Origin of the sequence: Mesorhizobium sp. M1D.F.Ca.ET.231.01.1.1 (genome assembly GCF_003999155.2) — a bacterium.
In the GTDB taxonomy this organism is placed as follows: Bacteria; Pseudomonadota; Alphaproteobacteria; order Rhizobiales; family Rhizobiaceae; genus Mesorhizobium.
Genome location: NZ_RZOZ02000002.1, coordinates 441,286 through 464,173, shown reverse-complemented (window position 1 = coordinate 464,173; position 22,888 = coordinate 441,286). Strand labels below are relative to the sequence as shown.

23 protein-coding genes are annotated in these 22,888 nt (G+C 65.2%); 19 read left to right on the top strand and 4 right to left on the bottom strand.

Translation table 11 applies throughout. The annotated features are described in order from the left end of the window. The first annotated feature begins 30 nt into the window (after positions 1-30). The 7 genes from rlmH to EN874_RS08660 all read left to right on the top strand — a co-directional run bounded on the left by rlmH (position 31) and on the right by EN874_RS08660 (position 7,828). A complete protein-coding gene (gene rlmH / locus EN874_RS08690; protein ID WP_127427548.1) occupies positions 31-513 on the top strand; it encodes a 23S rRNA (pseudouridine(1915)-N(3))-methyltransferase RlmH in 483 nt (160 codons plus the stop codon). 149 nt (positions 514-662) lie between these two features. Next, positions 663-1,997 carry a murein hydrolase activator EnvC gene (locus EN874_RS08685; protein WP_127427549.1) on the top strand — a complete coding sequence of 445 codons (1,335 nt, stop codon included), beginning with the start codon at positions 663-665 and terminating at the stop codon, positions 1,995-1,997. A 1-nt stretch (position 1,998) separates the two neighbouring features. Next, entirely contained in the window at positions 1,999-3,330 is a 1,332-nt protein-coding gene (locus EN874_RS08680) for a S41 family peptidase (RefSeq protein ID WP_168247415.1), read from the top strand. Between the two features lie 175 nt (positions 3,331-3,505). Continuing rightward, positions 3,506-4,705, top strand: coding sequence for a divergent polysaccharide deacetylase family protein (locus EN874_RS08675; protein ID WP_127427550.1), 1,200 nt, complete (start codon positions 3,506-3,508; stop codon positions 4,703-4,705). Between the two features lie 33 nt (positions 4,706-4,738). Next, positions 4,739-5,257: an RNA pyrophosphohydrolase gene (locus EN874_RS08670; protein ID WP_127427551.1), complete on the top strand. Its 519-nt coding sequence runs from the start codon at positions 4,739-4,741 to the stop codon at positions 5,255-5,257. Between the two features lie 72 nt (positions 5,258-5,329). Beyond that, a complete protein-coding gene (gene alr / locus EN874_RS08665) occupies positions 5,330-6,475 on the top strand; it encodes an alanine racemase (RefSeq protein WP_127427552.1) in 1,146 nt (381 codons plus the stop codon). Positions 6,476-6,568: 93 nt separating this feature from the next. After that, positions 6,569-7,828: a D-amino acid dehydrogenase gene (locus EN874_RS08660; protein WP_127427553.1), complete on the top strand. Its 1,260-nt coding sequence runs from the start codon at positions 6,569-6,571 to the stop codon at positions 7,826-7,828. Positions 7,829-7,830: 2 nt separating this feature from the next. On the opposite strand, the gene EN874_RS08655 is transcribed toward EN874_RS08660, so the two are convergent. Further along, positions 7,831-8,190 carry a phospholipase D-like domain-containing protein gene (locus EN874_RS08655; RefSeq protein WP_245513517.1) on the bottom strand — a complete coding sequence of 120 codons (360 nt, stop codon included), beginning with the start codon at positions 8,188-8,190 and terminating at the stop codon, positions 7,831-7,833. 78 nt (positions 8,191-8,268) lie between these two features. Between EN874_RS08655 and EN874_RS08650 the strand changes: the two genes are divergently transcribed. Next, positions 8,269-8,835 carry a hypothetical protein gene (locus EN874_RS08650; protein WP_127427554.1) on the top strand — a complete coding sequence of 189 codons (567 nt, stop codon included), beginning with the start codon at positions 8,269-8,271 and terminating at the stop codon, positions 8,833-8,835. Positions 8,836-8,844: 9 nt separating this feature from the next. Here EN874_RS08650 and EN874_RS08645 read toward each other — a convergent pair whose 3' ends face one another. After that, positions 8,845-9,726, bottom strand: a complete 882-nt coding sequence (locus EN874_RS08645) for a LysR family transcriptional regulator (protein WP_127427555.1) — start codon at positions 9,724-9,726, stop codon at positions 8,845-8,847. A 196-nt stretch (positions 9,727-9,922) separates the two neighbouring features. Here EN874_RS08645 and EN874_RS08640 point away from each other — a divergent pair, with 196 nt between their 5' ends. The 3 genes from EN874_RS08640 to EN874_RS08630 all read left to right on the top strand — a co-directional run bounded on the left by EN874_RS08640 (position 9,923) and on the right by EN874_RS08630 (position 12,639). Then, positions 9,923-11,419, top strand: coding sequence for a CoA-acylating methylmalonate-semialdehyde dehydrogenase (locus tag EN874_RS08640; RefSeq protein ID WP_127427556.1), 1,497 nt, complete (start codon positions 9,923-9,925; stop codon positions 11,417-11,419). Positions 11,420-11,774: 355 nt separating this feature from the next. Beyond that, positions 11,775-12,077 (top strand): hypothetical protein, encoded by a 303-nt coding sequence (locus tag EN874_RS08635; RefSeq protein WP_127427557.1) that lies wholly within the window; start codon positions 11,775-11,777, stop codon positions 12,075-12,077. Positions 12,078-12,321: 244 nt separating this feature from the next. After that, positions 12,322-12,639 (top strand): hypothetical protein, encoded by a 318-nt coding sequence (locus EN874_RS08630; protein WP_127427558.1) that lies wholly within the window; start codon positions 12,322-12,324, stop codon positions 12,637-12,639. A gap of 47 nt (positions 12,640-12,686) precedes the next feature. On the opposite strand, the gene EN874_RS08625 is transcribed toward EN874_RS08630, so the two are convergent. After that, entirely contained in the window at positions 12,687-13,346 is a 660-nt protein-coding gene (locus EN874_RS08625; RefSeq protein ID WP_126089672.1) for a GntR family transcriptional regulator, read from the bottom strand. Positions 13,347-13,460: 114 nt separating this feature from the next. Here EN874_RS08625 and EN874_RS08620 point away from each other — a divergent pair, with 114 nt between their 5' ends. The 3 genes from EN874_RS08620 (at position 13,461) to EN874_RS08610 (ending at position 16,821) form a co-directional block, all read left to right on the top strand. Further along, positions 13,461-14,396: a dihydrodipicolinate synthase family protein gene (locus tag EN874_RS08620; protein ID WP_127427559.1), complete on the top strand. Its 936-nt coding sequence runs from the start codon at positions 13,461-13,463 to the stop codon at positions 14,394-14,396. Positions 14,397-14,412: 16 nt separating this feature from the next. Continuing rightward, positions 14,413-15,723, top strand: a complete 1,311-nt coding sequence (locus tag EN874_RS08615) for an FAD-dependent oxidoreductase (RefSeq protein WP_127427560.1) — start codon at positions 14,413-14,415, stop codon at positions 15,721-15,723. A 96-nt stretch (positions 15,724-15,819) separates the two neighbouring features. Beyond that, entirely contained in the window at positions 15,820-16,821 is a 1,002-nt protein-coding gene (locus tag EN874_RS08610) for a 4-hydroxyproline epimerase (protein ID WP_127427561.1), read from the top strand. A gap of 18 nt (positions 16,822-16,839) precedes the next feature. On the opposite strand, the gene EN874_RS08605 is transcribed toward EN874_RS08610, so the two are convergent. After that, positions 16,840-17,727, bottom strand: coding sequence for a LysR substrate-binding domain-containing protein (locus tag EN874_RS08605; protein ID WP_127427562.1), 888 nt, complete (start codon positions 17,725-17,727; stop codon positions 16,840-16,842). Positions 17,728-17,892: 165 nt separating this feature from the next. Between EN874_RS08605 and EN874_RS08600 the strand changes: the two genes are divergently transcribed. From EN874_RS08600 to EN874_RS08580, 5 genes are all read left to right on the top strand, one after another. After that, entirely contained in the window at positions 17,893-18,279 is a 387-nt protein-coding gene (locus EN874_RS08600) for an ectoine synthase (RefSeq protein ID WP_127427563.1), read from the top strand. A 421-nt stretch (positions 18,280-18,700) separates the two neighbouring features. Continuing rightward, on the top strand, positions 18,701-19,603 hold the full coding sequence (locus tag EN874_RS08595) for a branched-chain amino acid ABC transporter permease LivH (RefSeq protein WP_067001669.1): 903 nt from the start codon (positions 18,701-18,703) through the stop codon (positions 19,601-19,603). A gap of 5 nt (positions 19,604-19,608) precedes the next feature. After that, positions 19,609-21,003: a high-affinity branched-chain amino acid ABC transporter permease LivM gene (livM, locus tag EN874_RS08590; RefSeq protein ID WP_126087072.1), complete on the top strand. Its 1,395-nt coding sequence runs from the start codon at positions 19,609-19,611 to the stop codon at positions 21,001-21,003. Beyond that, positions 21,003-22,154, top strand: a complete 1,152-nt coding sequence (locus EN874_RS08585; protein WP_127427564.1) for an ATP-binding cassette domain-containing protein — start codon at positions 21,003-21,005, stop codon at positions 22,152-22,154. The genes livM and EN874_RS08585 overlap by 1 nt, the downstream gene beginning before the upstream one ends. Further along, entirely contained in the window at positions 22,154-22,882 is a 729-nt protein-coding gene (locus EN874_RS08580) for an ABC transporter ATP-binding protein (protein WP_127427565.1), read from the top strand. The genes EN874_RS08585 and EN874_RS08580 overlap by 1 nt, the downstream gene beginning before the upstream one ends. The last annotated feature ends 6 nt before the right edge of the window (positions 22,883-22,888 follow it).

Below are 22,888 nucleotides of genomic sequence, written 5' to 3'. Positions count from 1 at the left end.
GGCGCCGATAGGGTGCTCGCCGAGGCGAGGATGAAGATCACCGTTCATGCCGTGGGCCGAATGAAGACCGGCCCCGAGAGAGAACTCGCCGACCGCTATTTCGAGCGCTTCGCCAAGAGCGGGCCTGCGGTCGGGCTGGAATTTGCCGGCATCGTCGAGATCCCCGAGAGCCGCGGCCAGAGCGCCGACGAGCGCCGCCGCGAGGAGGGCCAGAAGCTGCAGGCCCAGTTGCAGCAAGGCACGGTGCTCATCCTGCTCGACGAACGCGGCAAGGCGCTCTCCTCAGAGGATCTCGCCGGGCGCATCGGCCAGTTGCGCGACAGCGGCCGCAAGGCGCTGGTCATCGCGATCGGCGGCGCCGACGGGCACGACAGATCCTTGCGCGACGAGGCCGATCTGGTGCTGTCTTTCGGGGCGCTGACCTGGCCGCACCAGCTGGTGCGCGTCATGCTCGGCGAGCAACTCTATCGGATCGCCACCATCCTGTCCGGGCATCCCTATCATCGCTCTTGAGTCGTGGTTCGCTATATGGGCCCCGAAAGCTGGGGATCACCTCGGCCTGCACGGATTTCCGCCTCAATGACCCGACATCACGGTTGATGCGGGTGCTTCCAACATGGTTGATGGTTCGTTAACGAAGCGGCGGATAGAGTCGAGGCCTGATGTCTGAAGGCTGGAATTCGAGAACGCGCGCCTGGCGCAGCCGCAGCGGCTTGACACTTGTCGCCGCGCTGATTGCGCTCGGGCCGGCCATGGCGGCGGAAAACACGCTCGATGTCGCGCCGGACCCCGACCGGAGCCGGGCCGAATACGAGCAGGTCTCCAAGGAAATCACCCTGTCCTCCGAGCGGCTGGCCAAGCTCTCCGCCGACGTCGCGACGGTCAAGAAGGACCATGCCTCGATCAGCGCGGCGCTGATCCAGTCGGCCATGACCGAGCAGAAGCTCGGCCAGGACATCGAGGATATCGGCGCCAAGCTGGAGGGGCTGAAGGCTGAGGAAGAGAAGCTGCACGCCTCGCTGGTGGCACGGCGCGACGTGCTGGCCGAGGTGCTGGGCGCCCTGCAGCGCATGGGGCTCAACCCGCCGCCGGCGATCCTGGTCAAGCCGGAGGATGCGCTGTCGTCGGTGCGCAGCGCCATCCTGCTCGGCGCCGTGGTGCCGGAATTGCGCCAGCAGACCGACAGGCTGATGGCCGATCTCAAGGAACAGACCCGGGTGACGGCCTCGATCGAGGCCGAGCGGGGACGGCTCGCCGCTGCCGTCACCGAGCAGACGGCGGAAAAGAAGCGGCTGACCATGCTGCTCGAAGCCAAGCAGAAGCTGCAGGCCGATACCGAGGCGGCGCTGACCGCCGAGCAGCAGCGTTCGCAGCAACTGGCGGCCAAGGCCAGCAGCCTCAAGGACCTCATCGCCTCGCTCGAGGCCGACAAGGCACGCAAGGCGGCCGATCAGGCCAGGGCGGCCGATCGGAAATCGGCGGATGGCGATACGACGGCATCGACGACGGAACCCGCCGCGCCGCCGGTGCCGGAGGGCAACCGTTTGACCGCTTCCGCCCCGTTCGCGGCGCTGCAGGGCCAGGTCGCGCTGCCGGTCATCGGCAAGATCAAACGGCGCTTCGGGACCGACGACGGCAACGGCGCGATGATGCAGGGCGACATGGTTGCGACACAATCGGGGGCCATCGTCACCGCGCCGGCGGATGGAAATGTGCTTTATGCGGGGCCGTTTCGTTCCTATGGTCAACTCTTGATCCTCAATGCCGGCGATGGGTATCATGTCGTCCTGGCTGGGATGAGCAGAATCAGCGTCGCGACCGGACAGTCGGTGCTCGCAGGAGAGCCGGTCGGCGCGATGGGAGAGGCCCGGGTGGCAAGCACCTCGGCCTCGCAGAATGGAAATGCCACGCCGGAGCTCTATGTGGAGTTCCGCAAGGATGGAAAACCCGTCGATCCTGCCCCCTGGTGGGCGGACCGATTTTCTGGAAGGACGTGAAATGATGCGGAAATTGTCGCTTCTGTTTGCCGGCGCGCTGATGGGCGCATCGGCAATGAGCCTGGTCTACGGCGCACCCGGCTCGGCGGCGAACGCTGCGGGTTCCGAGACCTACAAGCAACTGGCGATCTTCGGCGACATCTTCGAGCGCGTGCGCGCGCAGTATGTGACGCCGCCGGACGACAAGTCGCTGGTCGAGAACGCCATCAACGGCATGCTCGCCTCCCTCGACCCGCACTCCTCCTACATGAATGCCGAACAGGCGCAGGACATGCGCGTGCAGACCAAGGGCGAGTTCGGCGGCCTCGGCATCGAGGTCACCATGGAAAACGACCTCGTCAAGGTGATCACGCCGATCGATGACACGCCGGCCGCCAAGGCGGGCGTGCTTGCCGGCGACTACATCGCCAAGATCGACGGCGAGGAGGTGCGCGGCCTCACCCTCAACGACGCCGTCGAGAAGATGCGCGGCCCGGTCAACACGCCGATCAAGCTCACCATCCTGCGCCAGGGCGCCGACAAGCCGATCGAGCTGACGGTCGTGCGCGACATCATCAAGGTCAAGGCGGTGAAGTACCGGGTCGAGAACGACGTCGGTTATATGAAGATCACCTCCTTCACCGAAAAGACCTATGACGATCTCGAGAACGCCATCGAGAACATCAAGAAGCAGGTGCCGAACGACAAGCTGAAGGGCTATGTGCTCGATCTGCGCCTCAACCCGGGCGGCCTGCTCGACCAGGCGGTGAGCGTGTCGGACGCCTTCCTGAAGCGCGGCGAGATCGTTTCGACCCGCGGCCGCGACCCGAAGGACGTCACCCGTTTCGACGCCAAGCCGAAGCAGAACGACGACATCGGCGGCAAGCCCCTGATCGTGCTGGTCAATGGCGGCTCGGCGAGCGCGTCCGAGATCGTCGCCGGCGCGCTGCAAGATCTGCGCCGCGCCACCGTGGTCGGCACGCAGTCCTTCGGCAAGGGCTCGGTGCAGACCATCATCCCGCTCGGCGAGAATGGCGCGCTCAGGCTCACCACGGCGCTCTATTACACGCCGTCGGGCAAGTCGATCCAGGGCAAGGGCATCACACCCGACATCAAGGTCGACCAGCCGCTGCCGCCGGACCTGCAGGGCAGAGACCTGACCCGTGGCGAATCCGACCTCAAGGGCCATATCAAGGGCGCCGATGAGAGCTCGACCGGCTCGGGCTCGGCCGCCTATGTGCCGCCGGAGCCGAAGGACGACCTGCAGCTGATCTATGCCGAACAGCTGCTGCGCGGCCAAAAGACCGATCCGGCCTTCCCGCCGAACCCGGACAAGGCTGTGCTGAACCAGTAAAGGCGGATGGCCGGAGCAAATCGCTCTGGCCGACCGAGCGAAGCGATGCAATGCTGCCGGGACCGCGAGGTTCCGGCAGTTTGATTCGGGGATGGGCGCGCCGGGCGCCGAGGGTTGAATTCGCTCGTGAGCGCTGACAATGCGATCAGCAGCGTCACGGGCTTGGGGATGCGGCTTGGCTGACATCGGCAAGGACATCGAACGCCCGCTCGGACAGACGCTCCGGCTTCAGCGCCCTGCCGCGCGCGGCATCAGCGCCGGCGCGCTTGGCGCGGCGGTTGCCGTCCTTGCCGTGGTCGGCATTTCCGGTGCGATCGCGTTGCGGGAAAAGCCTTTCCGCAAGCCGGAAGGGATGGCCGTTTCGACGCCGAAGGTGACCGTGGCGCCCACCCCAGCGCCGGCATCGGCGGCAACGCCGGCACCGGCCGAGGTGGCGACGGCGAGCCCCAAGGTGAGCACACCGATGAAGAGCGGCGGCCCGCAGATCATCCATGTCCAGACCGAAGAAGGCGACGGCCCGCCCAAGGCGGGTATCGTGATCCGCGATCCTTCGGCGCTCGGGCAGAACCTGAAGGTCGCGCATATCCCGGACAGGGCGCTGATCGAGGCCGGCGATAGCGGTCCGCTGCCGGTCCGCTCCGCCGACGGCAGGCGGCCGTTCGACGTCTACGCGCGGCCGTGGTCCGGCGCGCGCGGCGCGCGCGTGGCGATCGTCATCGGCGGGCTCGCCGTCTCGCAGACCGGCACGCAGGCGGCGATCGCCAAATTGCCGGCCGAGGTGACGCTGGCTTTCGCGCCGCAAGGCAACAGCATCGACCGCTGGATGAAGGCGGCCCGGCAGGGCGGCCACGAGATCGTCATGCAGATACCGCTCGAGCCGTTCGACTATCCGAACGTCAATCCGGGCCGCAACACGCTGACGGTCTCGGCGAGCCCGGAGGAGAACCTGAAGAGCCTGCACTGGGCGCTGTCCAGGACGACCAACTATACCGGCGTCATGAATTATATGGGCGCGCGCTTTTCGGCGGATGCCAACGCGATGGGATCGTTCATGGCCGAACTCGGCAAGCGAGGGCTTGCCTATGTCGACGACGGCTCGTCCGCGCGGAGCCTGGCGCCCGACCTCGCGCTCAAGGACGGCGTGCCGTTCGTGGCCGGCGACATGGCGATCGACGCGGTGCAGGACCGCGGTGAGATCCTCAAGAAGCTGGACAGCCTGGAAGCGACGGCACGGGCCAAAGGCACCGCCGTCGGCATCGGCTCGGCTTTCGATATCACCGTCGACACGGTCGCGTCCTGGGCGGCGGAAGCGAAGAAGCGCGGCATCGAGATTGTGCCCATCTCGGCTGTCGCCATAGATCCCCAAAAAGGCTAGTCATCGGCTTCCCGCCGATACCGGAATCCGGAAATGTCCAAGAAATTGATCGATCCCGAGACACTGCCTTATCGTCCCTGCGTCGGGCTGATGATCCTCAACCGCGCCGGGCTGGTCTGGGTCGGGCATCGCATCGCCGAGCCGGACAGCGAGTTTTCCGGCACGACGAAACTCTGGCAGATGCCGCAGGGCGGCATCGACAAGGGCGAGGAACCGCTGACGGCCGCCGGGCGCGAGCTTTACGAGGAAACCGGCATGCGCAACGTGTCGCTGCTCGCCGAGGCGCCGCACTGGATCAACTACGATCTGCCACCGCATCTGGTCGGCGTCGCCTTCAAGGGTCGCTATCGCGGCCAGACGCAAAAGTGGTTCGCCTACCGCTTCGAGGGCGACGAGAGCGAGATCGAAATCAATCCGCCGCCGGGCGGCCACACGGCCGAATTCGACCAATGGGCATGGCGGCCGATGCAGGAGCTGCCCGACCTCATCGTGCCGTTCAAGCGCCAGGTCTACGAGCAGGTGGTGGCGGCGTTCCGGCACCTGGTCCGCTAGAAGTCGAGGCCACGGTTGCCGCGCTGGCACTGGCGTCCTAATGATTTGCCTTGATGCAATGAGGGGGTCGCCATGAATGACGACACCGGACGCGGTTTCCCGGCTCCAGACGGCGCCGGCGGTTCGACGGTCAGCGAAGCGGCGGCCGGCGCGATCCTGACCATCGATCTCGGCGCCATCCGCGAGAACTACCGGCGGCTGAAGGCGCGGCTGGCGGGTGTGCGCTGCGCCGGCGTGCTCAAGGCCGACGGCTATGGCCTCGGCGCCGCGCAGGTGGCCTCGGCGCTGATCAAGGACGGTTGCGACATCTTTTTTGTCGCTCTGCTCGGCGAGGGCATCGCGCTGCGCAAGGCCCTTGGGCCAGGACATGACATCTTTGTCCTCAACGGCCTGCCGCCGGGCTCCGAACCGGAAGCTCTTGCTGCCGAACTTCATCCCGTCATCAACAGCACCGCTCAGCTGAAGGCGTGGCGCGAAGCGGCGCGGGCAGCCGGCCGAAAGCTGCCGGCCGCAGTCCAGGTCGACAGCGGCATGTCGCGTCTCGGCATGCCGCCGGCCGACGTCGAGGCGCTCGCGACGGATGCGTTCGACGGCATCGATATCCGCTTCGTGATGAGCCATCTTGCCTGCGCCGACGAGCCGCGCAATCCCGCGAATGAAGCGCAGCGGCTGGCCTTCGAGCGGTTGCGCAAAATGCTGCCCGCGGCGCCGGCTTCGCTGGCCAATTCGTCCGGCATCTTTCTCGGGCCAGCTTATCACTACGATCTCGCTCGTCCCGGTGCGGCGCTTTACGGCGTCAACCCGACGCCGGGCGAGGCCAACCCGATGCTGCCGGTGGTGCGGCTGCAGGCGAAGGTGGCGCAGACGCGCAGTGTCGAAGGCGGCGCGGGCATCGGCTACGGCCACACCCATCATGCGCGCGGACCGCTCCGGCTGGCGACGATCTCGCTCGGCTATGCCGACGGCTGGCACCGGCGCGCCGCTTCGGCCGCCTGGTTCGAGGGCGCGCGGCTGCCCTTCGTCGGGCGGGTGTCGATGGATTCGATCATCCTCGACATCTCGGCGCTTCCAGCCGGCACACCGGGCGAGGGCGACCTCGTCGAGCTCATCGGCCCGTCGCAAAGCGTCGACGACGCGGCCGCGCATGCCGGCACCATCGGCTACGAGGTGCTGACCAGCCTGGGCGCGCGTTTTCACCGCCGCTACATCGGCGGATGACCGGCAACCCCTTGGCGGGCGCTGCAAAATCCGGCAGACAGATTGAACGACCGGGACGCGGCTGTGCCGCGATCGGCTTTGAGGGAGCATTGAATGAAAGTCCTGGTGCTGGGCGGCGGCGTGATCGGAATCACCACCGCCTATTTCCTTGCCGAGGCCGGCCATGAAGTCACGGTTATCGACCGGCAGCAGGGGCCCGCGCTGGAAACCAGCTTCGCCAATGCCGGCGAAGTGTCCCCCGGCTATGCCTCGCCATGGGCCGGGCCCGGCATCCCCGTGAAAGCCGTCAAATGGCTCTTGATGAAATACGGCCCGCTGGTGGTGCGGCCGGCCTTCGATCCGCATATGTGGACGTGGCTCTTGAAGATGCTGCGCAACTGCACCGCCGAGCGCTATGCGCTGAACAAGTCGCGCATGGTGCCTCTGGCCGAGTACAGCCGCGACACGCTGAAGGCGCTGCGCGCGGCAGCCGGCATCACCTATGACGAGCGGTCAAAGGGCACGCTGCAGCTCTTCCGCAAGCAGAAGCAGCTCGATGGCACCGGCGGCGATGTCGAGGTGCTGAAGAAATACGGCGTTCCTTATGAGCTCCTCGACCCGGATGGCTGTATCGCGGCCGAGCCGGCGCTGGCCGGTGTGCGGGAAAAATTTGTCGGCGGGCTGAGATTGCCCGGCGACGAGACCGGCGACTGCAAGATGTTCACCGACAGGCTGGCCGAGCTTTGCGTGGCGCGCGGCGTCGCGTTCGAATACGGCACGACCATCCGGCGCGTCGTCAGGAACCGCAACCGTGTCGTCCAGGTCGGCACCGACAAGGGCTGGCGGACGGCGGACGCCTATGTGATGGCGCTGGGCAGCTATTCGGCACCCTTCATGCGCAAGATGAAGCGGCCGATTCCGGTCTATCCGGTCAAGGGGTATTCGATCACCGTGCCGATCACGGATGCGGCGGCAGCGCCGGTTTCGACGATCATGGACGAGACCTATAAGGTGGCGATCACCAGGCTTGGCGACCGTATCCGCGTCGGCGGCACGGCGGAGATTTCGGGCTTCGACCTTCGCCTGCATGAGTCGCGCCGCCGCACGCTCGAGCATTCGGTCGGCGACCTGTTTCCGGGCGGCGGCGACCTCAAGGCGGCGAGTTTCTGGTGCGGCCTCAGGCCGATGACGCCGGATGGGCCGCCGCTGATCGGCCAGAGCGAGCTGTCCAACCTCTATCTCAACACCGGCCACGGCACGCTGGGCTGGACCATGGCATGCGGTTCGGCCCGGGTGCTTGCCGACATCATGTCGAACCGCGTGCCTGAGATCAACGCGCTCGACCTCAGCCCGGACCGGTACCTAAGGGCTTAATCTCAGAACGCCTGCCTGACCCAGGCGTCGCTGAACAGCATCCGGTAGGCCCAGCCGATCGTGACATTGTTGGCGACCGGCTGCGAATGGGCGAGATAGTCGTCATAGATCGGCTTCATGCGGCGGTAGAACGCCGGGTCGAGCACGACCATGCCGTTCTCGGAGTCGTGGAAGAAGCTGCGGTTGTTGAGGGTGACCGAGGAGATGGTGACCAGGCGCTGATCGATCATCATGATCTTCGAATGCAGCACCACGTCGGGCGCCTTGACCTCGCGGATGTCGATGCGGTCGCCGTATTTCTCGACGAACAGCTTGTTGAGCGCGGTCGCCTGCCATGGCATGGCGAAGCGCTGGTGCCACACCCGCCGACTTTGTGGCAAGCGCAAGGCGGCAGGGCGCGCCGGTTGTGCTATAGTCGGCGCGGCGGGAAGGGTGGTGCGATGCGCGCTTTTGTCTTGGCTGTGACGACCGGATGTCTGACCTGCGCCCCGGCACTTGCCGCGGACAAGACCGTTCACGACAAGGAGCATGGTTTTTCGCTGACCTATCCCGAGGAATGGACGAGCGAAACCCCGTCAGGCGACGCCATGCGGCTCAAGGTCAAATCCGGCGAAAAGGGCCTGACCTGCAGGGTATCGGAAAATCTCTACGATCCGACCGCCCCGGACAACCCGCCCGATCCCAGGGCGTTCATCGAGAAGGACTGGTCGCTGGAGAGCTGGCAGACATTGATCGGCGCCGCCTTCGGTTCGGCCAGTTTCAGCAACGACAGGCTGGCGCGATTCCCGGACGGCTATCCGGTGCGGATAGCCGACATGGATTTCCGGCTCGGCGACGGCGGCCTCCATGGCCACGCCAGGATCGCGATTTCGATCCGCAGCGAACGCTACGGCTTCGTCACCTGCGGGCTCATGGGCAACAGCGCCGACGAAGCCGCCCGGATGTGGGCGCCGCTCGCCGATGACGCCGAGAAGATGGTGAGCTCGTTCGTGCTGGATCCGCCTTGAAAGGCGGATCTACACGAACAGCCCCTTTTCCCGCTCCACTGCCTTGGTGATGAAATTGGCAACGAGCTGGACGCGGCGCAGCGGCCGCACCGATTCGTGATAGACCAGCCAATAGGCGCGGCGGATCGGCGCCACGATGTCGACCGGCACCAGCTCCGGCATCGAGCGGGCGACGAAGGTGTGCAGGATGCCGATGCCGGCGCCGGAACGCACGGCTTCCGCCTGGCCGAGCGCCGAGGAGATGGCGAAGCTCGAGCGCCAGTCCGGGCTGAACTCGGCGGCATAGTCGAGCGAGGGGCTGACGATGAGATCCGGCACGTAGCCGATCAGCGTATGCCGGCCGAGATCGGCCGCCGTTTTCGGCAGCCCGTTCGCCTCGACATAGGCGCGGGAAGCGAACAGCCCGAGCGTATAGTCGACCAGCTTGCCCGCCACCAATCGTCCCTCGGTCGGCCGCTCGACGGTGATGGCGATATCGGCCTCGCGCCGCGACAGCGAGAAGGAGCGCGGCACCGGCACCAACTGGATGGTGAGCTCGCGGTGAAGCGCGGTCAATTCGCCGAGCCGCTTGGCGAGGAAGGCGACGCCAAATCCGTCGGGCGCGCCGATTCGCACGGTGCCCGACACGTCGTCGCCCTCGCCGGCGATGGCCGAGCGCGCGGCGATCATGTCGCCTTCCATGCGCTCGGCGATGTCGAGGAAACGCTCGCCGGCGGGCGTCAGCTCGCTGCCGGTGGTCAGGCGGCGGAAGAGTTTTGTGCGCAGCGCGTCCTCGAGCGCCGCGATGCGGCGCGAGACGGTGGCGTGGTTGAGCTCCAGGCGTTTCGCCGCGCCGAGGATCTGGCCGGCGCGCGCCACGGCGAGAAAGATGCGCACGTCATCCCAGTTCATGGGGTGGTCCGGCAGAACAGAGGGGTGTGCGAAGGAACGCAAGCGTCGGCCCTTTCAGCAATCCATCATTTGCGGCAATTGATGCGCGGTCAATGGCCGTTGTCTATTTTCCGCACAACGGTTGCGATTCCGCTCGCGTTGCCTTCGCCGTCGCAAAGGCGGACAATGCGCCATCACCAAAACAGGGAGAGAAACCATGATCGAGTACGGTCATTTCATCGGCGGCAAGCGTGTCGCCGGCACCAGCGGGCGCAAGCAGGACGTGATGCAGCCGATGGACGGCTCCGTGCGCGGTACGGTGGCGCTGGCTTCGCAGGCCGAACTGCGCGCCGCGGTCGAAAACGCCAAGGCGGCGCAGCCGAAGTGGGCGGCCACCAACCCGCAGCGCCGCGTGCGCGTGCTGATGAAGTTTCTTGAGCTGGTCCAGCGCGACTATGAAGAGCTGGCCGATATCCTGGCGCGCGAGCACGGCAAGACGCTCGCGGACGCGCGCGGCGACATCCAGCGCGGCCTCGAGGTCGTCGAGGTCTGCATCGGCGCGCCGCACATGATGAAGGGCGAGTTCACCGACGGCGCCGGCCCCGGCATCGACGTCTACTCGATGCGCCAGCCGCTCGGCGTCGTCGCCGGCATCACGCCGTTCAACTTCCCGGCGATGATCCCGCTGTGGAAGATCGCGCCGGCGATCGCCTGCGGCAACGCCTTCATCCTGAAGCCGTCGGAGCGCGACCCGGGCGTGCCGATCCGCATTGCGGAGCTGTTTATCGAGGCCGGCCTGCCGGAAGGCGTGCTGAACGTCGTCAACGGCGACAAGGAAGTGGTCGACGCCATCCTCGACGATCCGGACATCAAGGCCATCGGCTTTGTCGGCTCGACGCCGATCGCCCACTACATCTACTCGCGCGGCACCGCCTCGGGTAAGCGCGTTCAGTGCTTCGGCGGCGCCAAGAACCACATGATCATCATGCCCGATGCCGACATGGACCAGACGGTCGATGCGCTGATCGGCGCCGGCTACGGCTCGGCCGGCGAGCGCTGCATGGCGATCTCGGTGGCGGTCCCGGTCGGCAACGACACCGCCAACCGGCTGATGGAAAAGCTGGTGCCGCGCGTCGAAAGCCTGAAGGTCGGTCCCTCGACCGACTCCTCGGCCGATTTCGGCCCGCTGGTGACGGCGCAGGCACTGGAGCGCGTCAAGGGCTATGTCGACATCGGCGTCCAGGAAGGCGCCAAGCTGGTCGTCGACGGCCGCGGCTTCAAGATGCAGGGCTACGAGAACGGCTACTATATGGGCGGCTGCCTGTTCGACAATGTGACGGCCGACATGCGCATCTACAAGGAAGAGATCTTCGGGCCGGTGCTGTCGGTGGTGCGCGCGCCGCGCTACGACGATGCGATCAAGCTCGCCAACGACCATGAGATGGGCAATGGCGTCGCCATCTTCACCCGCGACGGCGACGCCGCGCGCGACTTCGCCTCGCGCGTCCAGGTCGGCATGGTCGGCGTCAACGTGCCGATCCCGGTGCCGATCGCCTACTACACCTTCGGCGGCTGGAAGGCGTCGTCCTTCGGCGATCTCAACCAGCACGGCCCGGACGCGTTCCGCTTCTATACCAAGACCAAGACGGTCACCTCGCGCTGGCCGTCCGGCATCAAGGACGGCGCCGAATTCGTCATCCCGACGATGAACTGACCGGACGGTTTCTCGGTTGCGCGTCCCCGCCTGCGGCTGCGGGCGCGCGGCAGGCATCAAACGGTGCCGAGTTCGTCATCCCGACGATGAGCTGACCGGACGACGATCTGAGAGCTAGCACTGAGGGAGCGCGGCGCGAGCCGCGCTTTCTTTTTTGGTCGCATTGCAACGTCAGGTACATGATTTTCGACACGGCGCGTTGGGAGAGCATCCGCACATTCTAATAATTCAACTGCTCTGTGATGGAACCAACAGACCATCATCCGCCTTAGGCTGTATTCCTGCCATCATGTGCAGGCCAATCAAACAGCGCCGGTGGCAGCCGGGGTTCTCGTCTGGCGCGAGGAGGTGTCGGATGACACGATTTCTTATGGCGGCGATTACCCTTGCGGCGGCTGCGATTTACGGCATAGCGCAGGCCAACGCGGCCGCGCAATGCGCGCCACGCTCCGACGTCGTCAAGGCGCTCGGCGACAAGTTCCATGAAAGCGTAGCCGGGCGCGGGCTGATCAATCCCAATGTCGTGCTCGAGATTTTCGTCTCCGACCAGGGCAGCTGGACCGTCCTTGCCTCCGACACCAAAGGGCAAAGCTGCATCCTGTCCGTCGGCGAGGGCTGGGACAGTCCTACGATCGCGGCCGCCATGCCAGGTGCCTGAACGCTCGCTGCCGGGTGCCTGCACGGCCGGGTTGCGGCGGCCAGGCGCTCTCCACTGCGCCTGCTTGTTTACGGGGCGGGGGCTCACCATATCGAATCCAGGGAGTCATAGTCTCCCTGCGACAGACCGGAAACCAGAAGGAGTGACGTGATGAAGACGTCGAATCCGGCCTGGAACGTTCCGGCACACTGAGGCGGCCGCATGTGCCTCCCTTGCCGGAATGCGAAGGCGAAGGAGGTGCCCCATGGCACGCATATTTTCGTTTCGATGGATCAAGCTGGCGGTCGTCGGCGCCATGGCGGCGTTGCCGGCACTGCCTGCGCGGGCGCAAGTCATCTGCGGCGGCCATGACTATCTGGTCTCAAGACTGGCAGAGGCGTTCGAGGAGAAGCGGCTCGGCTATGGCGTGGCCGGAGAAGCCGCCATCTTCGAGGTGTTCGTCTCGGCCAAAGGGACCTGGACCATCCTGATGACCGACGTCAAGGGCCAGGCCTGCATCCTGGCGGCCGGGGACGGATGGGAAGACACGCTGGCCACCGCGGTCCGGCAGCCGGGCGGCTGAATTGCGCAAATAGCCAACCGGAGCGGTGCGGCGAAGGACCGCTCCGCTCAGCGCGTTGCCGCCATCTCGGCGTGGCCGCGCAGCAGCGCCATCAGCTTCTTGGCGTCCTTGGCGGCGGATTCCTCGTCGCCGTCGAGGATCGAGCGGATCAGCGCGACATGGTGCTCGGCCGATTCGGCCAGGCCGGTGTCGGCCTTGTAGCGGAACCAGAAGCGACGGCTGTGCGTCTGCAGGGGCGCCGCCACGCGCGCCGCGAACGGATTATCGGCGGCGATCGCCAGCGCTTCGTCGAGCTGCTTGTCGGCTTGGATGAAGGCAAGCACGTTGCCCGAGATCACCGCCTTCTGCATGGCGAGCGCCGCCTCGTGGAACAGGTCGGCCGCCTCGCGGGTGACGAAGCGGGCGGCGGAGCGGGCAAGCACGACCTCGACGCCGCGCCTGGCGTCGATGACGCGCAGCCAGTCGCCGGCGTGAAGCGGCGCGACCGCGATGCCCGCGCGGGGTCTTATGTCGAGAAGCCCTTCCCAGGCGAGCCTCTGGATCGCCTCGCGCACGGGCGTGCGCCCGAGGCCCAGCCGCTCGATCAGCGCGCCCTCGGTGACGAAGCTCGAAGGCGCCAGCTCAAGCGTGACGATCATGTGCTCCAGCGCTCGATAGGCCTTGGTCGCCGCAGGCTCGAAGGTCGCGTTCGTCTCAACGGATATCAGCGAGAATATCAATGGGCAGGCTCCTGATATATTTTTCATATATCATAACGGATTCAGCGTTGACAGGCCAGTTCTTAATAGATATACGTCTGATATATCAGAGGAGAGATTGTCATGTGGGCCGGAGTTTTCCCAGCAGTCACGACCAAATTCACCGCCGACGACCGCCTCGACCACGCCGAGATGGAGCGCTGCTATGGCTTGCAGATGGAGGCCGGCTGCGACGGCATCATCGTCTGCGGCTCGCTCGGCGAGGGGCCGATGCTGTCGCCTGACGAGAAGATCGAGGTGCTGAAGACGGCGCAGAAAGTCGCCGCAGGCAAGCCGGTGCTTTTGACCGTCAACGAGCCGGGCACGCGCGAGGCAGCAAGCATCGCGCGCCGCGCCGCCAGGGAAGGCGCCAATGGTCTGATGGTGGTGCCGAGCCCGATCTACCACACCGACCGCCGAGAGACGGTGGCAGCGCTGCGCGCCGTCGCCGAAGCCGGCGACCTGCCGGTCATGATCTACTCCAACCGGCTCGCCTATCGCGTCGACGTCACCGTCGACCTGATGGAGGAGCTGGCGTCGGACAAGCGCTTCGTCGCCATCAAGGAATCGTCCGACGACATCCGCCGCTCGACCGAGATCATCAACCGCCTTGGCGACCGTTACGACCTCTTCACCGGCGTCGACAACCTCGCCTTCGAGGCGCTCTCGGTCGGCGCCATCGGCTGGGTGGCCGGCCTAGTCACCGCCTTCCCGCGCGAGACGGTCGCCATCTACCAACTGATGAAGCAAGGCCGCCGCGAGGAGGCGCTGGCAATCTACCGCTGGTTCCGGCCGCTGCTCGACCTCGATGTCTCGACCTATCTGGTCCAAAACATCAAGCTTGCCGAAGTGCTGGCGATCGATACCAATGACCGCGTTCGCATGCCGCGCCAGCCGCTGTCGGGCGAACGCCGCAAGGCGGTGGAGAAGATCGTCCGGGATGCGCTGGCGGTGCGGCCGAAGCTGCCGGCGTTCCAGAATACTCCACGACCGGCGGAGAAGATGGTGGCGGCCGAATAAAGGGCGCAGCACTGACGTGCAAGGAAATTCCAAATCCCCGGGAAAGGGGCGCCGACCCGCCGCCGGGGCTCCTTCTCCCCGTGAGCGGGGAGATGGAGAGGTCGTCGCCATCATCGGCGGCGGTATCATCGGTATCTGCGCCGCCGCCTTGCTCGCCGAGGCCGGGCGCAGCGTCGCCGTTTTCGACCGCACCGGCATCTGCGAGGAGACGAGCTCCGGCAACGCCGCCGCCTTCGCCTTCTCCGACGTGCTGCCGCTGGCGCATAAGGGGATGATCAGGCAGTTGCCGAAATGGCTCACCGATCCGCTCGGTCCCTTGGCCATTCCGCCAGCCTATCTGCCCAAGCTCCTGCCCTGGCTGATCCGGTTCTGGCGCGCGGGCGCCGCCAGGCACTACGAGGCCAGCCTCGCGGCGCAGGCCGGCATGATGAGGCTCGCCGAAGCCGAATGGATGGGCCTGCTCGACCGCTCCGGCACCAGACCGATGCTGCGCGAGGACGGCTCGCTGGAACTCTACGAAAGCGAGGCCGAGTTCCGCGCCGCGCTGCCCGGCTGGGCGGCGCGCGAGCGCTTCGGCATCGGCTTCCGCCATGTCGAGGGCGAGGAGATGGCCGGCTTGCAGCCGGGCCTCGCGCCGCGCTTCGTCAAGGGCACCTTCGTGCCGAGCTGGAAGACGGTCGCCGATCCGAAGCTGCTCGGCAAGGCGGTCTTTGCCTATGCGCAGACGCTCGGCGCCCGTTTCGAGCCCGCGCGGGTCGAGCGCATCGCGGCCGGAACGGACGGCGCCACGATCGTGCTTGCCGACGGCACGGCCCGAAAGGCGAAGCAACTCGTCGTCGCGGCCGGCGCGTGGTCGCATCTCTTGGCCAAAGACCTCGGCGACCGCATCCCGCTCGAGACCGAGCGCGGCTACAACACGACGCTGCCGGTGTCGGCCTTCGACGTGAAGCGGCAGTTGATCTTTTCCGGGCACGGCTTCGTCATCACGCCGCTGGAAACGGGCCTGCGCGTCGGCGGCGCCGTCGAGCTCGGCGGCATCGAGCGGCCGCCGAATTTCCAGCGCTCGAAGGCGATGCTGGAAAAGGCCAGGCGCTTCCTGCCGGGGCTCGATTCGTCGGGCGGCCGCGAGTGGATGGGTTTTCGCCCCTCGCTGCCGGATTCGCTGCCGGTCATCGGTCGGGCTCGGACGCCGAACGTCTTCTACGCTTTCGGCCACGGCCACCTCGGCCTGACCCAGGCGGCGTCGACCGGCCGCTTGATCCGTGATCTCGTTCTCGGGCAGACTCCGCCGCTCGATCTCAACCCTTTCCGTGCGCAACGGTTCTGAAAGTCTTTTCGTTTTGACGCAATTCCGGACGGAACGTTACGGCGAAGGCGCCGAACTTAATCGCACACTTTTGCTGAAATTGCTCTAGGAAGCATCATGGCCAAGAAATCCTTCTTCTGCATCGACGGCCACACCTGCGGCAATCCGGTGCGGCTGGTCGCCGGCGGCGGGCCGCTGCTTGAGGGCTCCACGATGATGGAGCGGCGCGCGCATTTCCTCGCCGAGTACGACTGGATCCGCACCGGCCTGATGTTCGAGCCGCGCGGCCACGACGTGATGTCGGGCTCGATCCTCTATCCGCCAACGCGCGAGGACTGCGATATCGCGATCCTGTTCATCGAGACCTCGGGCTGCCTGCCGATGTGCGGCCACGGCACGATCGGCACGGTGACTTTTGCGATCGAGCATGGGCTGGTGAAACCGAAGACGCCGGGCGTGCTGAGGCTCGACACGCCGGCCGGTTTGGTCGTCGCCGAATACAAACAGGTCGGCGACTATGTCGAGGAAGTGCGCATCACCAACGTGCCGTCCTTCCTCTACGCCGAAGGGCTGACGGTGGAGTGCCCGGTGCTCGGCGAGATCGGCGTCGACGTCGCCTATGGCGGCAATTTCTACGCCATCGTCGAGCCGCAAAAGAACTATCGCGACATGGCCGACCATTCGGCCGGCGACCTCATCGCCTGGAGTCCGGTGGTGCGCCAGCGCCTCAACGAGAAATACTCATTCGTCCATCCGGAGAACCCCGGCATCAATCGGCTGTCGCACATGCTGTGGACCGGCAAGCCGAAAGATGCCGAGGCCGATGCGCGCAACGCCGTCTTCTACGGCGACAAGGCGATCGACCGCAGCCCTTGCGGCACCGGCACCTCGGCGCGCATGGCGCAGCTCCACGCCAAGGGCAAACTGAAAGCGGGCGACAGCTTCGTCCATGAATCGATCATCGGCTCGCTGTTCAAGGGCAGGGTCGAAAAGGAGGTCAGCGTGGCCGGCACGCCGGCTATCATCCCCTCGATCGGCGGCTGGGCGCGCATGACCGGATTGAACACCATCTTCATCGACGACCGCGATCCGTTCGCGCATGGCTTCATCGTCACCTGATCGCTCCCGATCGAGGCGTCAGGCCGCTTCGCCGTCCGTCGAAACCTGACTGCGGAACCAATCGGCAAAGGTGATTTCGGCGGCCGAGGGATGCGCCGACATGATGAGATAGTAGCCTTTGTCCTTGTCGGTCGCGATGTCGGAGACGACAACGAGATCGCCGCGTCGCAACTCCTCGCGGAAAACCTCGATCGGGCAAAGGGCGACGCCGTGGCCGGCGATGACGGCGGTCGCCAATATGTTGAAATCCGCAAAGACAGGCCCGTTGCCGACATCGGCTCCGGCCATGCCGGCTTGCGAGAACCACTCGCGCCAGCCCTGCCGCGTCTCATCATGCAAAAGGTCCACCGCGGCCATGTCCGCCGGCGTGCCAAACCGGCCTTTGCGGGCCAGGTAATGCGGGCTGCAGGCGGGCTGGCTGACACGGGAAAAGAGCTTCAGGCTGGTGGCCCTTGGAGACGGATCCGCGCCGAGCGTGATCAGGATGTCATTGTCGTCGTCCTCGAGCCGGTCCTCGGCTTTCGCATAGGCGACGCGGATCGCAATCTCGGGGTAGCGGGCGGTAAAGTCCGGCAGGCGTGGAACCAGCCAGCGACTGGCAATGGATGGAATGCAGCCCACCGAAATCGACGCGACAACCGCGTTCCTGCGGATACGCCGGCAGGCAGCCGCGAGGTCGGAGAGCGCCGCGTTCGCCGAGGCCTGGAGAGCCAGTCCGGCGTCGGTCAGGCGGACCTTGCGGGCATCCCTGTGGAACAAGGGCACGCCGAGCCACTCTTCGAGTCGCCTGATCTGATGGCTGATCGCTGGATGGGTAACGTGCAACTCCTCGCCGGCGGCTGAGAAGCTGAGATGGCGCGCGGCGGCTTCGAAGGCGCGAATGGCATTCAGCGGCAAATAGTCCATCTGTAAATTTTTCTAATGCGTTGGGCGAAAATCGGTCATTTGAATTTCCCGGCCGCTTACGACATTTCCTCACCCGGTTTCGAAAACTTAACGCATCGAACCCGCAAAAACCACATCAATCCGAGAGGCTGTCGCTCTCGCTGCAACTCACAAGAAAGAGATGCCATGTTCACCAGGCAATTGGCCGATGTAGAAAAAACTGACTTCTTCGTCGATTGGGGCAACGGCACGAGCCACCGGCTGCTCACCCGGCGGGACGGCATGGGGTTCACAGTCTGTCATACGGTCGTGCGTGCGGGCAGCGAGTCGCGGCTTCAGTACCGGCGGCACCTGGAGGCCTGCTACTGCATTTCCGGCAGCGGCGAAGTCGAGGATATGTCGGGCGCGGTCCATCGCATCGAATCCGGCACGATCTACGTTCTCGATGCCCATGACGATCACTATCTGCGTGCCGATGCGGCCGGCGACATGGTGCTGGTCAGCGTCTTCAATCCGCCGCTCCACGGCACAGAACGGCATACTCTCAGCGGCGAAGGAAGCTCTGCTTACTGAAACTTCGGGCCGGGTGAAACGCTTCATTGGCGAGGCGAATATTCGCGGCGTCGCCTCGCCGTCACATGACCGTCACACCGAGCAGAATCCTGACCCAGCGGAATGTGTGGGACGGCAAAATCGAGCGCTCCCGTTGACGCAAGGAATCTTCTCATCAACTTATTTTGACGGCGATTTCTTCGAAACGGCGCGCATCATACGGCTGAATCGTCAAAGACATTGCGTTGTGCCAATGATAGGGTCCGCGATAGTCCAGAGGCCGGGTGCGAAAAAACGGGCAATCGGGCGGCGTGCGTCCAAACCACGCTCGGCGATTGAAAAAATCACGTTGCAATCCGGGCTCGAAACTTTACGACTAGGGGAAATACGAACAAGGAGTGCGACCGGGGAACGGGCGACATTCCAGGGGAGCCGCATAAATATGCAGTACTTCGTCCAGCAGCTTATCAACGGGCTGACGCTGGGATCTATCTACGGGCTGATCGCGATCGGCTACACGATGGTCTACGGCATCATCGGCATGATCAATTTCGCCCATGGCGACATTTTCATGGTCGGCGCCTTCACGGCCCTCATCGTCTTCCTCATCCTCGGCGCGATGTTCTACTCGGTGCCGGTGGTGGTGGCGCTCCTGATCATGATGATCGTGGGCATGCTGCTTACCAGCCTCTACAACTGGACGATCGAGAAGGTCGCCTACCGGCCGTTGCGCGGCTCGTTCCGGCTGGCGCCGCTGATCACCGCAATCGGCATGTCGATCGCGCTGTCCAACTTCGTGCAGGTCACGCAAGGGCCGCGCAACAAGCCGATTCCGCCGCTGGTCAGCCAAGTCTACACCATCGACGGCATCAGCGTCTCGCTGAAGCAGATCATCATCGTCTTGGTCACCGCCGTGCTGCTGGCGATCTTCTGGTACCTCGTCAACAGGACGGCGCTGGGGCGGGCGCAGCGCGCCTGCGAGCAGGACCGCAAGATGGCGGCGCTGCTTGGCGTCGACGTCGACCGCACTATCTCCATCACCTTCATCATGGGCGCAGCACTTGCCGCTGTCGCGGGCACGCTGTTCCTGATGTATTATGGTGTGGTGGTGTTTTCGGACGGCTTCGTGCCGGGTGTGAAGGCGTTTACCGCGGCGGTGCTCGGCGGCATCGGCTCGCTGCCGGGCGCGGTGCTCGGCGGGCTCCTGATCGGCTTCATCGAGAGCATGTGGTCGGCCTATTTCTCGATCGACTACAAGGACGTCGCAGCCTTCTCGATCCTGGCGATCGTGCTCATCTTCCTGCCCTCCGGCATCCTGGGCCGGCCTGAAGTCGAAAAGGTCTGATCCTCATGGCCGTTACCGTGTCTCCGGAGCGCGACGTCGTCGTCCCTCCCATCCAACGCGCATTCCGCGAAGCGCTCTACGCCGGCGCCATCGCGCTCGGCCTGTTCGTGCTGTTCATCGGCCTCAGGACCGACCAGAACATCAGCAACGAATTGATCTTGGTGCAACGCTGGGGCCTGCTTGCCCTGGTGGTCATTGCCACCGCCGTCGGCCGCTTCCTCTATGTCGGCTACGCGCAGCCGGCGATGGAGCGGGCCAAGGCGGAAAAGGCCAAGGCGCCGGCCGCCGTCGCGGCCGAACCGGGCTTTGTGCGGCGCAACTTCAACAGGATTGGCGTCACGGTGCTGATCGCCTATCCAGTCGTGATGGTCCTGGCATTCGGCTTCCAGGGCTCGCTGAAATGGGTCGACAATTTCGGCATCCAGATCCTGATCTATGTGATGCTGGCCTGGGGCCTCAACATCGTCGTCGGGCTGGCAGGCTTGCTCGACCTCGGTTACGTCGCCTTCTATGCCGTCGGCGCCTATGCCTACGCGCTACTCGGCACGCATTTCGGCCTGTCGTTCTGGATCCTGCTGCCGGCCGCTGGCATGATGGCCGCGTTCTGGGGCGTCATGCTCGGCTTCCCGGTGCTGAGACTGCGCGGCGACTACCTGGCGATCGTGACGTTGGCCTTCGGGGAGATCATAAGGCTGGTCATCATCAACTGGCGCGAGGTGACCAACGGCTCGGCCGGCGTTTCCGGCATTCCGAAAGTGTCGTTCTTCGGCCTGATGTCGTTCAACGTCTCGGACCCTAACTACATAGCCAAGGTGCTGCACATCGCCCAGTCGGGCGCCTATTATAAAATCTTCCTGTACTACCTCATCCTGGGCCTCTGCTTCATCACCGCCTTCGTCACCATCAGGCTTCGCCGCCTGCCGGTGGGCCGCGCCTGGGAAGCATTGCGCGAGGACGAGATCGCCTGCCGCTCACTCGGCATCAACACCACCACCACCAAGCTCACGGCCTTCGCCACCGGCGCCATGTTCGGCGGCTTCGCCGGCTCGTTCTTCGCCGCCCGGCAAGGCTTCGTCAGCCCCGAATCCTTCGTCTTCCTGGAATCGGCGATCATCCTCGCCATCGTCGTGCTGGGGGGCATGGGCTCGCTCGGCGGCATTGCGGTGGCGGCGCTGGTGATGATCGGCGGCACCGAGATCCTGCGCGAGCTCGGCTTCCTCAAGGCCGTGTTCGGTCCTGACTTCACGCCGGAACTCTACCGCATGCTGCTGTTCGGCATGGCCATGGTCATCGTCATGCTGTGGAAGCCGCGCGGCTTCGTCGGCAGTCGCGAGCCGACAGCCTTCCTCAAGGAGCGAAGAGCGGTCTCAGGCTCCTTCACCAAGGAGGGCCACGGCTGATGAACGTGCAAGCTTCCACGAGCGATTTCATCCTCCAGGTCGAGCATCTGTCGATGAAATTCGGCGGCCTGGTCGCCATCGGCGACCTGTCCTTCCAGGCCAGGCGCGGCGAGATCACCGCGCTGATCGGGCCGAACGGCGCCGGCAAGACGACGGTGTTCAACTGCATCACCGGCTTCTACAAGCCGACGGAAGGCATGATCACGCTCAACAAGCGCGACGGCTCGACCTTTCTGCTCGAGCGCCTGCCCAACCACGAGATCCCGGCGCGCGCCAACGTGGCGCGCACCTTCCAGAACATTCGGCTGTTCTCGGGCATGACGCTGCTCGAGAACCTTTTGGTTGCGCAGCATAACAAGCTGATGAAGGCCTCGGGCTACACCTTCCTCGGCCTGTTCGGCTTTCCGAGCTATCGACAGGCTTCCGCCGAATCGATCGAGCTTGCCAGGCATTGGCTGGAAAAGGCCGACCTCGTCGACCGCGCCGACGATCCGGCGGGCGACCTGCCCTATGGCGCGCAGCGCCGGCTGGAGATCGCGCGCGCCATGTGCACCGGCCCCGAGCTGCTCTGCCTCGACGAGCCGGCCGCCGGCCTCAATCCGAGAGAGTCGGCGGCGCTCAATGAACTCTTGATGGACATCAAGAACAGCACGTCGATCCTGCTGATCGAGCACGACATGTCGGTGGTGATGCAGATCTCCGACCATGTCGTCGTGCTCGAATATGGTCGCAAGATCTCCGACGGCAATCCGCAATCGGTCAGGACCGACCCGCGCGTGATCGCCGCCTATCTCGGCGTCGACGACGAGGAGGTGGAAGAGGTGCTGACCGAAGTCGGCGACGAGGCCGTCATCGAGCAGCTGGATACCGGTCCCGATGCCGCGCACGGCCCTGGAAGCTCGGCCTCGATGATGGCGGGGCCGGTTTCCGATACCGTCGAACACGCGGACGAAGGCGAGCGGGTCACGGTGTCGAAGGGGGCCTCGAAAGCGGCTCAGGTCGACGCGCGCGCGAACTCGACAAGAAGCAAGCCGGCCTCGCAATCCGGACAGCCCGCAGTGAAGCCGAAGCCCTCGGCCAAAAAGTCCACCTCGCCGGCCAAGCCGGCTGCGAAATCCTCGACAGCTAAGCCGCGCGGAGGGCGTAAATAATGGCCGGCACATCGCTGCTCGATATCAAGGGCGTGCAGACCTACTACGGCAACATCCGGGCGCTGAACGGCGTCGACGTCAGCGTCAACCAGGGTGAGATCGTGGCGCTGATCGGCGCCAACGGTGCCGGCAAGTCGACGCTGATGATGACCATCTTCGGCGCGCCGCGCGCTAGCGCGGGCACCATCACCTTCGCCGGCACCGACATCACCCAGTTGCCGACACACGAGATCGCGCGCCTGCGCATCGCCCAGTCGCCGGAAGGGCGCCGCATCTTCCCGCGCATGACGGTGATGGAAAACCTGCAGATGGGCGCCAGCATCGACAACCTCAAGCATTTTGACGAGGATGCCGAGAAAGTCTTTGCACTGTTCCCGCGGCTGAAGGAGCGCATCAACCAGCGCGGCGGCACGCTGTCGGGCGGCGAGCAGCAGATGCTGTCCATCGGGCGCGCGCTGATGGGGAGGCCGAAGCTGCTCCTACTCGACGAGCCGTCGCTTGGCTTGGCGCCGCTGATCGTCAAGCAGATCTTCGACGCCATCCGCGAGCTCAACAGGTCGCAGGGGCTGACCGTGTTCCTGGTCGAGCAGAACGCCTTCGGCGCGCTTAAGCTCGCCAATCGCGGCTACGTCATGGTCAACGGCAATGTGACGATGAGCGGCACCGGCAAGGAGCTGCTCGCCAATCCGGAAGTGCGCGCCGCATATCTCGAAGGCGGGCATCACTAGGGGCAG

Bases quoted from the DNA above. Each gene is read 5' to 3' on its own strand.
- EN874_RS08640 (WP_127427556.1), top strand. From the start codon at position 9,923: ATGATCGAGTACGGTCATTTCATCGGCGGCAAGCGTGTCGCCGGCACC.
- EN874_RS08595 (WP_067001669.1), top strand. From the start codon at position 18,701: ATGCAGTACTTCGTCCAGCAGCTTATCAACGGGCTGACGCTGGGATCT.
- EN874_RS08605 (WP_127427562.1), bottom strand. From the start codon at position 17,727: ATGGACTATTTGCCGCTGAATGCCATTCGCGCCTTCGAAGCCGCCGCG.
- EN874_RS08610 (WP_127427561.1), top strand. From the start codon at position 15,820: ATGGCCAAGAAATCCTTCTTCTGCATCGACGGCCACACCTGCGGCAAT.
- rlmH (WP_127427548.1), top strand. From the start codon at position 31: ATGAAGATCACCGTTCATGCCGTGGGCCGAATGAAGACCGGCCCCGAG.
- EN874_RS08645 (WP_127427555.1), bottom strand. From the start codon at position 9,726: ATGAACTGGGATGACGTGCGCATCTTTCTCGCCGTGGCGCGCGCCGGC.
- EN874_RS08580 (WP_127427565.1), top strand. From the start codon at position 22,154: ATGGCCGGCACATCGCTGCTCGATATCAAGGGCGTGCAGACCTACTAC.
- EN874_RS08685 (WP_127427549.1), top strand. From the start codon at position 663: ATGTCTGAAGGCTGGAATTCGAGAACGCGCGCCTGGCGCAGCCGCAGC.
- EN874_RS08650 (WP_127427554.1), top strand. From the start codon at position 8,269: ATGCGCGCTTTTGTCTTGGCTGTGACGACCGGATGTCTGACCTGCGCC.
- livM (WP_126087072.1), top strand. From the start codon at position 19,609: ATGGCCGTTACCGTGTCTCCGGAGCGCGACGTCGTCGTCCCTCCCATC.
- EN874_RS08620 (WP_127427559.1), top strand. From the start codon at position 13,461: ATGTGGGCCGGAGTTTTCCCAGCAGTCACGACCAAATTCACCGCCGAC.
- EN874_RS08680 (WP_168247415.1), top strand. From the start codon at position 1,999: ATGATGCGGAAATTGTCGCTTCTGTTTGCCGGCGCGCTGATGGGCGCA.
- EN874_RS08600 (WP_127427563.1), top strand. From the start codon at position 17,893: ATGTTCACCAGGCAATTGGCCGATGTAGAAAAAACTGACTTCTTCGTC.
- alr (WP_127427552.1), top strand. From the start codon at position 5,330: ATGAATGACGACACCGGACGCGGTTTCCCGGCTCCAGACGGCGCCGGC.
- EN874_RS08670 (WP_127427551.1), top strand. From the start codon at position 4,739: ATGTCCAAGAAATTGATCGATCCCGAGACACTGCCTTATCGTCCCTGC.
- EN874_RS08630 (WP_127427558.1), top strand. From the start codon at position 12,322: ATGGCACGCATATTTTCGTTTCGATGGATCAAGCTGGCGGTCGTCGGC.
- EN874_RS08660 (WP_127427553.1), top strand. From the start codon at position 6,569: ATGAAAGTCCTGGTGCTGGGCGGCGGCGTGATCGGAATCACCACCGCC.
- EN874_RS08635 (WP_127427557.1), top strand. From the start codon at position 11,775: ATGACACGATTTCTTATGGCGGCGATTACCCTTGCGGCGGCTGCGATT.
- EN874_RS08585 (WP_127427564.1), top strand. From the start codon at position 21,003: ATGAACGTGCAAGCTTCCACGAGCGATTTCATCCTCCAGGTCGAGCAT.